This window comes from Streptomyces sp. NBC_00258 (assembly GCF_036182465.1).
Lineage (GTDB): Bacteria > Actinomycetota > Actinomycetes > Streptomycetales > Streptomycetaceae > Streptomyces.
Genome location: NZ_CP108081.1, coordinates 12,130,810 through 12,142,673, shown reverse-complemented (window position 1 = coordinate 12,142,673; position 11,864 = coordinate 12,130,810). Strand labels below are relative to the sequence as shown.

The following is an 11,864-nucleotide window of genomic DNA, read 5'->3' as shown; positions in this document are numbered from 1 at the left end:
GATGGTCGAGACCGGGCAGGTCGAGGGCCCGGGTGTCGTCTCGGGTGGACGCCGGGTTCCACTGCTCCGGGCTGGATCCTCTTCTCATAGGGACAGGCGAGTCCGCCGGTCAGCCGGGGTTCGGCAGGAGTGCAAGCCGTTCGAGGGCGTCTGTGATCTCGCGGGTCCAGGGCCAGTGGTGGGCGAGGCGGAGGATGCAGCGCCGGCCGGTGGTGACGGGCTGACCGGCCGCGGAGAACAGGCGGAGCCGCAGGTGGCGCGGTTCCCAGAAGCGGGGCTTGCCGGTCAGGGCGGGCAAGGGCATCCAGGCCAGCAGGTCGAGAGCGATCTGGACGATCTCCAGCCAGACCCGAGTAGGACAGCCGGCGTCCGCGCTGGGCGAGCCAGGCTACGAAGTCATGGGTGCCGCCATCGGAGTCGCATCGGACCAGCGTCCGCCGCCCTCGCCGGTACTTCCCCGGTAGTTCCAGGTGGTCCTGGGCCGTATCCGGGCGCCCAGGACCGGACCGGGCCGCCCGCGCACCCGGCCTGACAAGGTCCGTGCCGACAAGGCGTACGGCTCCCGCGCGAACCGCGCCTACCTGCGCAAGCGCGGTATCCGCTGCACGATCCCGGAGAAGCGCGACCAGGTTGCGAACCGGCAGAAGCGCGGTTCCCACGGTGGTCGGCCACCGAAGTTCGACAAGGCCGACCACAAGGAGCGCCATGCGGTGGAGTGCGGATTCAATCGCCTCAAGCGCCACCGCGCGGTCGCCACGCGCTACGACAAACTCGCCGTTCGCTACGAGGCGACCGTGCTGGTCGCGGCCATCAACGAGTGGCTGTGACCAACACCTTCGAAACGCCCCCTTGGGCGCTGTTACCGGCCCGCGATCTTTAGAACGAGGCTGGTGGGAGAAGGGCAGGGGACGCGTCCAGCAGCTGGAATCGGTTGTCCCGCTGCTGGACGCGTCCGCTGGTGGGATGCGTGAAGTGGGTGCCCAGCAGCAGGTCATCGGTACCGGCCAGCTCGGTGAGCAGGTGGTGGCGGGTGGTTCGTGCCTCGGCGGGATCGACGTCGCCGACGCTACCCATGTCGGGGTACGCCAGTTGCACGGGATGATGCAGGCTGTCGCCGCTGATCAGCGCATTGCGGCCGGTGCCTGTCAGCTTGACCGACAGGTGGCCGGGCGTGTGGCCGCGTGTCGGTACCAGGCGGACGCCGTCGGCCACCTCAAGGCCTGAGGCGGGGATGTCGAGCAGGTCGTACAGGCCGTTGTCACGGATGGGTCGCAGGGAGTCGCGGTGCACCTGGGCGACTTCCTCGTCGCTTTCGGCGGCGGCGGTCCAGTAGTCCCATTCTCTGCGGTCGGTGAGGTAGCGGGCGTTCGGGAAGGTCGGTGTCCAGCGGCTGTCGACCAGGTGAGTGTTCCAGCCGACGTGGTCGACGTGCATGTGCGTGGTGATCACCAGGTCGACGGTGTCCGGGGCGAAACCCGCGGCGGTCAGCCAGCGCAGCAGCGGGGTCTGCAGATTGTTGGCGTCGGGTATCTGCCGGGGCTTGTCGTTGCCGATGCCGGTGTCGACCAGGATGCGCTTGCCGTTCACCTCGATCGCGAAGATGTGAACGTGCATCGCAAAGGCTGTGCCGTCGGTGAAGTCGGGCTGCAGCCAGGGGTGGTGCAAGTGTTCCGGTGTGGCATCGGGCAGCAGCCATTGACTGGTCGCCGGTGACATCTCGATTTCGTCGACTCGGCGCACAACGATGCCTCCGAGGTCCCAGCCCAGGAAGGCCGGGGATACACGGCTTGTGAACACTTTGAATCCATTCGTCTTGTTTGACCGCCGGTTCCGTGGGTCGACTCTAGGACTGTCGGTGACCTTTCGTAAGTACGTACCTTTTTGTAAGCTGGTGGCATGGCGGTGAGTGAGCAGTTCAAGGATGTTTTCGCCCAGCTTCCGGCAGGCTCTTTCGACAAGGACTGCCCGACCCGGCCGGTGATGGCCCAAGTGACCGGCAGGTGGGGTGCGTTGATCATCGCTGCGCTGGTTCCTGGACCGATGCGCTTCTCCGGCCTTCACCGGCACATCGGCGGCATCAGCCAGAAGATGCTGTCGCAGTACCTCAAGTCGGTGGTGCGGTACGGGCTGGTCGAACGCCTGGTGGAGCCGACCGTCCCGCCGCAGGTCACCTATAGCCTGACGCCACTCGGGCGGAGCCTGGCGCAGCAGCTGTGCGCGCTGCTGAGCTGGTTCAGCGCCAACACCCCGGCACTGGAGGCCGCCCAGCAACGCTACGACGCTGCCGAATCCCCGGCCCGGTAGCGTGTCACGGGACTGCTTGCCGGCGCGCCATCAGCCTCCTTGTCGGGCAGCAGCCGCTTACGCTGCTCGGACCGGCCGCACGCTGCCACCGCCCGATCCACCAACCCCGGCGGATACACCCAGGTCAACAGCCCCAGACCCGATAAGTCAGACACACTCGCAGCCACCCGCACCACCCTCGGGACCCACTCCCAACCAGCCTACGCCCAGGGCAAAAGCAACGGTATTTGCCTTAAGGGAGCGGCCGACGCGATAGGCAACTCGCGTTTTGTGATTGGCAGTTCTGTCCATGAGGTCCTCCGTCAGATGGTCCCGCCTTGGTGAGCGCGCATATACGGGCTCGTCCGGACCCGATGCACGGCACGTTGAGACAGGCCCGGGTTCCTTAGCTCCGATGGGAGTGCGAACGATGCGCGAGGCATACGTTCATGAGGGAGCCGCTGCCTGCCGTGACGGGAGTGGGCGCCCCGCAGATGTGGGAAGCGATCCGCACGCGCGGAGGGGTTTGCCCTCGCTGCTTCTGTGTCGGCTTCCGCTGCGGCGGTGATGTGCAGGCACTGCTGCCGGGCGGTGTCGGTGCGCATCGGTCCCTCACCCTCCGATGAGCGGAGGGTGAGTACCAGCGATGGTTGGCCTACGGAGCTTCAGGTGATGCCTGCGACCTGTGCCCGCTTGGGATTACGGTTCGGCCCCCAGGGCAAGACCCTCTGTCACCGGGTGGCCGACTGGTGGCCCTGCGGTTTGTTGCTCCTCTCACAGCCGGTCATGGTGTCGTCGGGGCGGATGTCGATGGTGCACCTGTCCCAGCCGGAGCCGCCGCGGACGACATCGTTGGCCTTCCCGTCGCGTGCGTACAGCCTGTCGTTGCCGGCGTAGCCGTCCATCAGGTCGCGGCTTCGGTTGTCCTCGGCGGACGTCATCAGGTCCGCTCCGGCGCTGCCTCGCATGGTGTCCTTGCCGCTGCCGCCGACCAGGGTGTCGTTGCCCCAGTTCACGCTCCGGCTGTGGCCGTCGCCGCCTTCCAGGGTGTCGTCTCCCCGGCCGCCCTTGAGGTTGTCGTCTCCCGGGCCGCCCTTGAGCCTGTCGTTCCCCCGGAAGCCGCGCAGGCGGTCCTTGCCGGTCTTGCCTTCCAGGAGGTCAGCGCCCTCCTCGCCGGCGATGAGGTCGTCGCCCGGCCCGCCCACCAGGTGGTCGTTGCCGGTGTCACCGCAGATGATGTCGTTGCCCCCGCTGCCGTAGATCGTGTCACGGCCGCCGAGCCCGACGATGACATCCTTGCCTGTCGTACCGAACAAGATGTCGCGGCCCTGCCCACCCCACTTCGTCGCGTATTCGCCGTAGCAGCGCGGCGGGGCAGCCGCATCGGCGCCGGTCTGCGTGATTGTGGCAGCGATCAGGAGCAGCCCTCCGGTGACCACGATCAGGAGATTCCGCCGCTTGGACGTGGACGGGACGGTGCGGCTTCGGTCAGCGGCCGAGGCTGCCAGTGCAGGTGCGATGGCGCGGCGCGGCGCCAGGTGGCTGTGCTTCATGCTGTCTCTCCCATGGGCTTGTGGGCACGGCGTGTGCTGGGCCGCGCCTACGGTTGGGTGGTACAGCAGCCACGATGCTGTCCCGGTGTCCTGGTCCGCATGGGGCATGGTGTCCTGGACAGTCGGGCTCTTTGACGGGGTGTCGGAGCCGGTTCAGTCGGAGTGGAGGGTCAGGCCGGCGTCACGGGCTTGCTGCCCGGCCTGTGTGCGGTCGCGGGCGGGGAGCTTGGCCAGGACGGCCGAGACGTGATTGCGTGCCGTCTTCCCGCTGATCCCCAGCCGCTGCGCAATGACCTGGTTGGAGCAGTCCGTGGCCAACAGGGCGAGCACCTGGTGCTCTCGGTCGGTCAGCTGGGGGAACAGATGGAGCCGCAGGTGGTCTGAGGAGAGACGGGCCCGGATCCGGTCGCTGAGCCGGGGGTCGAAGAACATCGCACCGCGGGCGACGGTGCGCACGGCCTCCAGGATCGTGGCCGGCTCGGCATGCTTGGACAGGTAGCCCAAAGCACCCGCATCCATCGCGGCCGTCAGGCGCTGGTCGTCGTCATAGGCCGTGAGGATCAGCACCTGGACCGGGGGCTCCAGGCGGTGCAACAGGCGGGCGGTCTCGATGCCGTTCTGGTCGGGCATCTCGATGTCCAGGACAGCCACATCGGGACGGTGTTCCACGACGAGCTGCGCGGCCTGCCGCCCTGTGCTGGCGGTCGCCACGACCCTCATGTCCTCGGTGGCTGCAAGCCGGGCGGCGAGCCCTTCGAGGAAGACAGGATGGTCCTCAGCGATCAGGACGGTGATCGGGCGTGTGCTCATGGCGCCTGCTGGGCAGAGTGGCCGGACGGTGGACAGGGCAGGACAGCGTGCACGGCGGTCCCCCCGCCATGCCGGATACGCACGGTGCACCGGCCGCCCAGTTCCTCGGCACGTTCGCGCATCGACCGCAGCCCGAAGCCGGGACCACGGTCATCGATGACGACCGGCAATCCGACGCCGTCATCGACCACCTCAAGCTGCAGCAGAAGCGCTTCCCCATCGAAGGTCGACAGCCTGAGCGGACCGGACGGCGCGGCGAAGCCGATGCGGACCAGGCAGTGGGAGGCGTGCGCATGGCGGATGCAGTTGGCCATTGCCTCCACCGCGATGTGGTAGGCGGCGACTTCGACGGCGGCCGGCAACCCGGTGGTCCCGGCAGGGCCGACCACCTCCCAGTGCGGAGTGCCGGCCGTATCCGCCGCCAGGTCGTGCATCCTGAGCCGGATCGCCTCCATGAGACCGAGGGAGTCCAGCGCCGGGGGGCGCAAGCCTTCCACCAGAAGGCGCAGATCATGGGCGGTGGTGCGCATGCCTGCCGCGCTCTCGAGCAGCAGGCGGTGAGCGCTGTCGAAACGATCCGGGTCGACCCGCGGCAGGACCGGCATGTCCTCGCCATCAGCAGGCGTCGGCGAGGAGGTGATGTGACTGCGCCAGCTGTCGAGCAGGGCGAGGGCTGCCTCGGTCTTGAGTGACAGTCCGGAGAGGGTGGGGCTGAGCCCGTCATGAAGATCCCGGCGCAGCCTCCGACGTTCGTCCTCACGGGTGGCGACGGCGGCGGTGCGTGAGCGCAGCACCTCTTCATGGAGGGCCACCGCCTGCATGGCGGGGCCGAGCTGCGCGGCCACCTCCCCCAAGAGGGCCAGATCGGACGCGGACAACGGCTCGTCGACCTCGCGGGCGGAGACGGTCAGGCGGCCGACGGCCCGGCCGTGGTGGTACATCAATTGGCTGTAGCGGGCACCGACCGGGGCCCCCGAGTGCTCGGCCGTGCGAAAGCCGCCGGGCGCGGTCGGATCCGTGAACTCGACGGCTGCGTAGGGCAGTCGCAGAGCCTGGGTGACGGCTACCACCACATGCGGCAGCGCCTGTTGGGGAGAGGGAATCTGCGCCAGGGCCCGCCCCAGCGCCCGCAGTGTCTCGGCGGGCTGCTCCCGTCCGCCGAACAAACGCTGGGCGGCACGGCGGCGGATCGCCTCGCGCACCGGCAGGGCAATCACCGCAACCGACACTGCCGCGGCAGCCGCCACCGTGGTGTCGGACGCCGCCGTGGTCGCCGCCGCTACGGTGACCGACAGGTAGCAGCCGAACAGCACGGCCGCCAAAGCGGTGTAGCCCAGGGCTCGGCTGATGACCCGCTCGATGGCGTACAGGTGGTAGCGCAGTATCGCGACGGTGATGCCGACCAGGATGGGCAGGCCGGCCAGGCCCACCCACCGGATGGTCGTGGGCCGGTAACCGACGACGATGTCGGGCACGAGCCAGAGCGCGAACAGGCCGAGTCCGGACAGCAGCCCGCCACCGAGCACCCAGCGCAGGGGACGACGGTGTCGGGGCACGGCCCGGCGGTACACCTGGAGCGAGAAAAGCCCGGCAGCGATCCAGCAGGCCACGGTGACGGTTTCCTGACCCGCGTGGATCCACCCGATCGCCGGCATCCCCGAAGGGCCCAGGACCAGTACGCCCCCGGTCCATCCTGCGAGCAGCAGCAACGGCCCGCCATAGGCGGCAGCGCTCAGCCACCGATAACTGCCCGGCCGGTGGGCTCGCAACGGGACCAGAGCAAGCGCCACCATGGCTCCCCAGGCGAGTGACCCGCCGCCCAGAGTGGCAATGTGATACAGCCAGAACAACGCACTGCCCGTCGCCGCATCCAGCGCTGTCATCCCGACCGCCGGTCCAGCGGCCAGCCAGGCGAACATGCCGGCGAAACCGAGCAGCAAAGGGGTGCCCGTGGGGGCAGCCGGGCGGCGGGCACGCAACCACAGGGCCAGCACACCGAGGATGCTCAGGTAGAGCAACGGGCCGGAAAAGGTGACCAGCTGCCTGCCCAAGGGCGGTCGGGCTAAGGCCACTTCCACCTCCATCGGCGCCCCGTCCCGTAACAGCTCATAGCGCAGCACAGCACCGGAACGCAAGGTCTGATCCGGTACCGAGCCCACGCCCTCGGCCAGGGAATATCCCTCGATCGCGATGACTACATCATCGTTCCTGACCTGCTTCGCATGGGAAAACCACTGCCCCACCACGAGCCTCGCAGGCAGCCAATCAGCACGCGAATAACGCACATCGGTACCGTCACAGGGCGTATCCAAACGGAGTGCAAAACCCCAACAGCCCAAGGCGACAAGGGCTCCTGCCAGCACCGTGGCGAATGGAACCCGGACAGGCAGTGCCGAATCCCTCAGCGCCCGCATCCTTCACATCATGAGGCACCCCACCTGCCGCGGCAACAGCCGTACAGCCGCGGCAAAAGGACGCGACAGCAGTATCACGGACGCGAACAGCACCCTGGCCCGCCCGCCCCACGGCGGGCGTGACTACGCTGAAGAGCCGTGCGGGATCAGCATCTCTCGCAGGTCCTGACACGAGGGCAGCGGGGCCCCGCTGGGCTCCCACGAGCGGGGCTCCGCGGGAGCGGTGGGACTGTTGTCGGCAGAAGGTTCCGGACCTGACTAATTGTCAGATGTCGGGTCGCTGCGGCGCGTTGAGCCTTGCATTAAACGATGGGTGCAGCTCGTCTTGAGGGAGGGGCGCGATCAAGCGATGGCATGAGTGCGTCAGGGTTCCCTGACTGCTGCGGCCGCCGCAGCCCGCAGTTCGGCTGTGTTCACCCCGGGGTCCTCGAGCAGGGCAGTGGTGTGTTCGTTGTGGTCGAGGATCAGTGCGAGCAGGCGGGCAGAGGCGAAAGGGCTTCTTGGTGAGGCTTTGCGAGAGGTGGAGGATCTACTCCACCGCGGGTGCCCAGGGCAGATCCCGAGCGTGGCCGAGCCTTCCTGGCGTGCCGGGTGGCAGCCAGCCGGGCGGCTCAGCAGGCGTCACTCTGGGGGTGGTTCAGAGGGTGTCGGCGATGAAGTCGGTGGCGGCTGGCATATTGTCGGCGCTGACGTGCTCGATGCCGCCTTCGTGTTCGGCGAACCGCTTGAGTTCTTCGGGCTGTTGACAGCGGTCTCGTACTGGTTGACGGCGTAGGTGCGACAGTACCGCGCGCACCCCGATCGGATAGGTCACGAACCACCACCGTCCTGACGAAGCGTCAGCCCAAAGGCTTGAGACGGACACGCTGGCCAGGAAAGTGAAGGAGCGCAACCGGGATACTAGGCTCTCGAAGCCGACATCCGGGCCTGGATAAGGGCTGGAACGAAGACCCCAAACCGTTCATCTGCAATAGCAGGCCGGATCGCATTTTTGTGCCGCCTCCAGATTCATCATTCATCACAGCAAAGGCCATAAATGTCGCGAATAGCTGCCAAACTTCGTTCGCGTATGCCTGAAGCGTCGTCGACAGGTCTCCTCGGGTGGTCCGGCAGCACCTTTGCCATCGCAGCCGTCATTGCCGTCGCCGTGATCGCCGTACGGCTCTCGATGGTGCACCAGCAGTCCCCCGACTACACCAGGTTCCTGAAGCCCTGGTACCAGCACATCTCCGCGAACGGTGGCTTCCACGCCCTCAAGGACCCCGGCTTCTCCGACTACAACGTCCCCTACCTCTACTTCCTGGCGTTGTTGACGCACTTGCCGATCTCGCCGCTCGCCGGGATCAAGGCGATCTCAGTCGGATTCGACCTGCTCCTGGCGATTTTTGCGTTCCGGATCACGGCCCTGCGCCATCCTGGCCGGCCGGGTCTGGCCCTCGCCGCCGGGGGCATCGTCCCGCTCCTGCCGACGGTGACGGCCAACAGCGGCTGGTGGGGCCAGGCTGACTCGATATTCACCGCTTTCATCCTCGGAGGGATCTACTTCGTACTGCGCCACCGTCCGTGGTGGGCCTGCACCTTCTTCGGGCTAGCGCTCGCGTTCAAACTGCAGACCGTCTTCATCTTCCCGTTCCTGTTCGTGCTGCTCCTCACCCGGCGGTTGCCCTCGAAGGCCCTCTTGGCCATTCCCGCCGTCTACCTGGCCCTAGACGTGCCCGCACTTCTGCTCGGCGCCGACCCGGTGCAGCTCCTGACCATCTACGCGCGACAGACCGGCACCTACCAGTTCCTCACCATGAACGCGCCGTCCGTGTACCAGTTCGTCACATCGGGCGACCACGCCGACGCCATCCGCTCGGCGGGCATCCTTGGCACCGGGTTCGTTGTGCTCGCGCTGACGGCACTGGTCGTGTTCTCGCGCGTCGGCCGTGCGTCCATGCGGCTCGGTGGACGCGACAGTGAGATCACTTCGACGCGCATCCTCCTGATGGCCACCGTCTCAGCCGTTCTCGTGCCGTTCCTGCTGCCGTCGATGCACGAACGCTACTTCTATGTGGCGGATGTGCTGAGCGTGCTCTCGGCGTTCTACCTGCCCAAGCAGCTCTGGCTGCTACCCGTCGTGGTGCAGATCTCATCGTTCGGCTCGTACCTGCAATACCTCAGATACCAGGAGCTCAACCGCATGCCCGACATGGCGCTCTGCGCCGGCCTCATGGCTGCGGCAGTCATCTGGCTGCTGGCCGTCACTGTCCTGGAGTTCCGCCGGGGGGACAACTCCCCGGGACCGGCCATCCCCGGACCCGTCGCCGAGCATGTCCAGCCCCGTACTCCGTTGGCATAGGCCAACGATCCATCACGCAAGCCGAGAGGGTGGCGGAAGCCAAGCTCGGCGGTATCCCGGTCCGCCACGGCAGATGGCTGCCGTCGCCAACATCTACCGTGCCGCATCGGCGGTCCGGCGGCACCTGGAGAACTGTGTGCTGCGTGGTGCGGACCTGACCTGGACGGCATTCGTCGTGCTGTGGGTGGTGTGGATCTGGGCGCACGGTGTCCAGCGGGCCGGACATCTTCGCCAGCGTCAGCTTCCCGTCCCGGTACCGGAACGCACTGGAGGTGTACTCCGCCGACCTGCGCGACTTCTTGCGGAACTTGAAACGCGGGCACCTGGCCCGCTTCGCAGGAATCCGATTCCTCCCCCGGCTTCACTCAAGGCGAGGATTTCCCTGGAGGTTTCCGATGAAGATCTCGCTCCGGCTACCCGGCTCACCCCAGATTGCTGGGAAATGTCAAACTGCCATGAGTCAAGCCGGGTGCGATTTCAGGATCTTCTGGGCACTCCTAGGCAGCAAGTTGTTGGGGGAAGCCCAGCACGTCAGCGTGGATTGTTCCGCTGGTGGCACCCAGTGGGGCGCCGGGACGGTGATTGCGTGAGGCAATGATCTCGGCGAGTACGGAGATCGCCGTCTCATGCACGGTGCGGCTGCCGATGTCGAGTCCGCACGGGGCATGAATGCGGCTCAGCTGCGCGGAGGAGAGACCGGCCTGCTGGAGGCGGTGGCGGCGGTCGGCTGCGGTCTTCCGGCTGCCGAGGGCACCGATGTAGCCGGCTGAGGTGGCGAGGGCTGCCGCGAGAGCTGGTTCGTCGAACTTGGGGTCGTGGGTGAACACCAGCACGGCGTCCCGTGGGCCGAGGTCCTGGCCCCGGAGCACGTCCTGCGGCCACCCGACGACGACCTTCGCGGCGCGGGAGAAGCGGGGCGAGCGGGCGAAGCGCTCGCGGGCGTCGCAGATCGTGACGTCGTAGCCGAGTTCCCGCGCCAGGGGTGCGAGTGCGGCGGAGAAGTCCACTGCACCGACGATGATCATCCGGGGCGTCGACGCGAAGCTCTGCAGGTGTACGCGCAGGTCCTGGCCCGCCGTTGTGCCGTCGGTGTCGAAGGTTCGTACGGCAGTGATGCCCTGGTCGAGCAGGCCGTCGAGTTCCCGAAGGACGTTCCGGTCCAGCTGGGTGATTTCGCCCAGTGTGCCCAGCGGCAGCCCATCGACCAGGGCGAGCTTCGCTCCGGCGTGCGGTCCGTCGAGGAGGGTGGCGACGGCTGCGTGGCGGTGGGCGAGGACCGCTTCCAGGACGGCGAGTTCGGTCTGTGCGTCAGCTCCGCGCACTTCGTGGAGGAAGATGTGGACCGTGCCGCCGCACATGAGGCCGACGTCCCCGAGGTCGTCTTCCGAGACCCCGTAGGTGACGAGCTTCGGCGGCCCTCCCGCGAGGATGAACTCGGCCTCTTCCACGAGGGCCGCTTCCACGCAGCCTCCGGTGAGGGAGCCCTCGATCGCGCCGCGTTCGTCGATCACCATGCGCGCTCCGGCCGGTATCGGGGCCGAGCCGTCGACGCCGACAAGGAGGGCACTCACCATGCGTCGCTTCTCTCGCAGCCGCGTGGCGGCGGCGGACAGGGTGGCGAGCGCAGTCTGGGACTCGGTGGACGAAGGGGTCGACATCACGCAGCCTCCTTGATCGGAACCGGGCCACTGCTTGCGTCGAGGGCCGACGGACCGGCGGATCCGCATAGCTTGTGGGTGTGAAGACGGCGGTCGGCAATGGCGCGGTGCACCACCGCTCCGACCGCTCCGCCGATCATGGGAGCGATCAGGTAGACCGCGAGATCGGCGGTCTGTCCCGACCACAGCGCAGGACCGAACTGGCGCGCGGGGTTGGAACTTCCGCCGCTCAGCGGGCCGAGGACGACGATGTTCGCGGCCACCAGGAGAGAGACGGCGTACGGGACCATCCCACGGCTGCGCCCGGAAGGCATGGAGAGGAGAAACCCGACGACCAGGACGATGACCGCGACGCCGCTGGCCTCGGCGAGCGCGACCTCGGACCAGTTCCAGGCGGGTGAGGGCAAGGCCACCCCATAGTTGACGGGCGGCAGTCCGCTCGTCCTTCCCCAGACGAGCCGTCCCAGGCCGGTGCCGACGATCGAGCCGGCAAGCTGGGCGATGACGTAGCCCGCCACGTCGCGGCCTGGGAAGGCCCGCATAAGCCACAGCGCCAGCGTGACCGCGGGGTTCATGTGTGCCCCCGAACGCCGCCCCCAAGGTGACAAGACCAGGGAGAACAGGACAATCGCCACAACCAGCGCCGCTACGGATAGTTCGCCGCGCGGTGAGCCCAATTCGGCGATCGCTGGGGCCACGTGCAGAGCCCAGACAGTGGTGATCACGGTGAATGTCAGCACGGTCGCGAGCGCGAACTCGATCACTGGGGTCGTGAGACTTTCAGGCAGATTCAGTCGGCGCCTCC

General features: G+C 67.5%; 9 protein-coding genes and 4 pseudogenes. 4 read left to right on the top strand and 9 right to left on the bottom strand.

What is annotated here, in order from left to right; all coding sequences use genetic code 11:
- Positions 1 to 109 precede the first annotated feature (109 nt).
- Positions 110 to 527: pseudogene (locus OG718_RS53875) on the bottom strand (transposase); the annotation flags it as partial.
- Here OG718_RS53875 and OG718_RS53870 point away from each other — a divergent pair.
- Positions 465 to 827: pseudogene (locus tag OG718_RS53870) on the top strand (transposase); the annotation flags it as partial. The pseudogenes OG718_RS53875 and OG718_RS53870 overlap by 63 nt on opposite strands.
- Before the next feature lie 49 nt (positions 828 to 876).
- Here OG718_RS53870 and OG718_RS53865 read toward each other — a convergent pair.
- A complete protein-coding gene (locus tag OG718_RS53865) occupies positions 877 to 1,797 on the bottom strand; it encodes an MBL fold metallo-hydrolase (protein WP_328842684.1) in 921 nt (306 codons plus the stop codon).
- A 99-nt stretch (positions 1,798 to 1,896) separates the two neighbouring features.
- Here OG718_RS53865 and OG718_RS53860 point away from each other — a divergent pair, with 99 nt between their 5' ends.
- Positions 1,897 to 2,304 (top strand): winged helix-turn-helix transcriptional regulator, encoded by a 408-nt coding sequence (locus OG718_RS53860; RefSeq protein WP_328842685.1) that lies wholly within the window; start codon positions 1,897 to 1,899, stop codon positions 2,302 to 2,304.
- A gap of 710 nt (positions 2,305 to 3,014) precedes the next feature.
- Here the strand turns inward: OG718_RS53860 and OG718_RS53855 are convergent.
- From OG718_RS53855 to OG718_RS53840, 4 genes are all read right to left on the bottom strand, one after another.
- Entirely contained in the window at positions 3,015 to 3,836 is an 822-nt protein-coding gene (locus tag OG718_RS53855) for a calcium-binding protein (RefSeq protein ID WP_328842686.1), read from the bottom strand.
- A gap of 153 nt (positions 3,837 to 3,989) precedes the next feature.
- Positions 3,990 to 4,646 carry a response regulator transcription factor gene (locus OG718_RS53850; protein ID WP_328842687.1) on the bottom strand — a complete coding sequence of 219 codons (657 nt, stop codon included), beginning with the start codon at positions 4,644 to 4,646 and terminating at the stop codon, positions 3,990 to 3,992.
- Positions 4,643 to 6,931, bottom strand: coding sequence for a sensor histidine kinase (locus OG718_RS53845; RefSeq protein ID WP_328842688.1), 2,289 nt, complete (start codon positions 6,929 to 6,931; stop codon positions 4,643 to 4,645). The genes OG718_RS53850 and OG718_RS53845 overlap by 4 nt, the downstream gene beginning before the upstream one ends.
- Before the next feature lie 766 nt (positions 6,932 to 7,697).
- Positions 7,698 to 7,874, bottom strand: a complete 177-nt coding sequence (locus tag OG718_RS53840; RefSeq protein WP_328842689.1) for a hypothetical protein — start codon at positions 7,872 to 7,874, stop codon at positions 7,698 to 7,700.
- Positions 7,875 to 8,129: 255 nt separating this feature from the next.
- Here OG718_RS53840 and OG718_RS53835 point away from each other — a divergent pair, with 255 nt between their 5' ends.
- Together OG718_RS53835 and OG718_RS53830 are read left to right on the top strand one after the other, a co-directional pair.
- Positions 8,130 to 9,401: a hypothetical protein gene (locus OG718_RS53835; RefSeq protein WP_328842690.1), complete on the top strand. Its 1,272-nt coding sequence runs from the start codon at positions 8,130 to 8,132 to the stop codon at positions 9,399 to 9,401.
- A pseudogene (locus OG718_RS53830) lies at positions 9,398 to 9,600 on the top strand (MarR family winged helix-turn-helix transcriptional regulator); the annotation flags it as partial. The gene OG718_RS53835 and the pseudogene OG718_RS53830, both read left to right, overlap by 4 nt.
- On the opposite strand, the pseudogene OG718_RS53825 reads toward OG718_RS53830, so the two are convergent.
- From OG718_RS53825 to OG718_RS53815, 3 genes and pseudogenes are all read right to left on the bottom strand, one after another.
- Positions 9,592 to 9,735, bottom strand: a pseudogene (locus OG718_RS53825) (RNA-guided endonuclease TnpB family protein); the annotation flags it as partial. The pseudogenes OG718_RS53830 and OG718_RS53825 overlap by 9 nt on opposite strands.
- 163 nt (positions 9,736 to 9,898) lie before the next feature.
- Entirely contained in the window at positions 9,899 to 11,059 is a 1,161-nt protein-coding gene (locus OG718_RS53820) for an XdhC family protein (protein ID WP_328842691.1), read from the bottom strand.
- On the bottom strand, positions 11,059 to 11,823 hold the full coding sequence (locus OG718_RS53815; protein ID WP_328842692.1) for an MIP/aquaporin family protein: 765 nt from the start codon (positions 11,821 to 11,823) through the stop codon (positions 11,059 to 11,061). The genes OG718_RS53820 and OG718_RS53815 overlap by 1 nt, the downstream gene beginning before the upstream one ends.
- Positions 11,824 to 11,864: the final 41 nt, after the last annotated feature.

Bases quoted from the DNA above. Each gene is read 5' to 3' on its own strand.
- OG718_RS53860 (WP_328842685.1), top strand. From the start codon at position 1,897: ATGGCGGTGAGTGAGCAGTTCAAGGATGTTTTCGCCCAGCTTCCGGCA.
- OG718_RS53855 (WP_328842686.1), bottom strand. From the start codon at position 3,836: ATGAAGCACAGCCACCTGGCGCCGCGCCGCGCCATCGCACCTGCACTG.
- OG718_RS53850 (WP_328842687.1), bottom strand. From the start codon at position 4,646: ATGAGCACACGCCCGATCACCGTCCTGATCGCTGAGGACCATCCTGTC.
- OG718_RS53835 (WP_328842690.1), top strand. From the start codon at position 8,130: ATGCCTGAAGCGTCGTCGACAGGTCTCCTCGGGTGGTCCGGCAGCACC.
- OG718_RS53820 (WP_328842691.1), bottom strand. From the start codon at position 11,059: ATGTCGACCCCTTCGTCCACCGAGTCCCAGACTGCGCTCGCCACCCTG.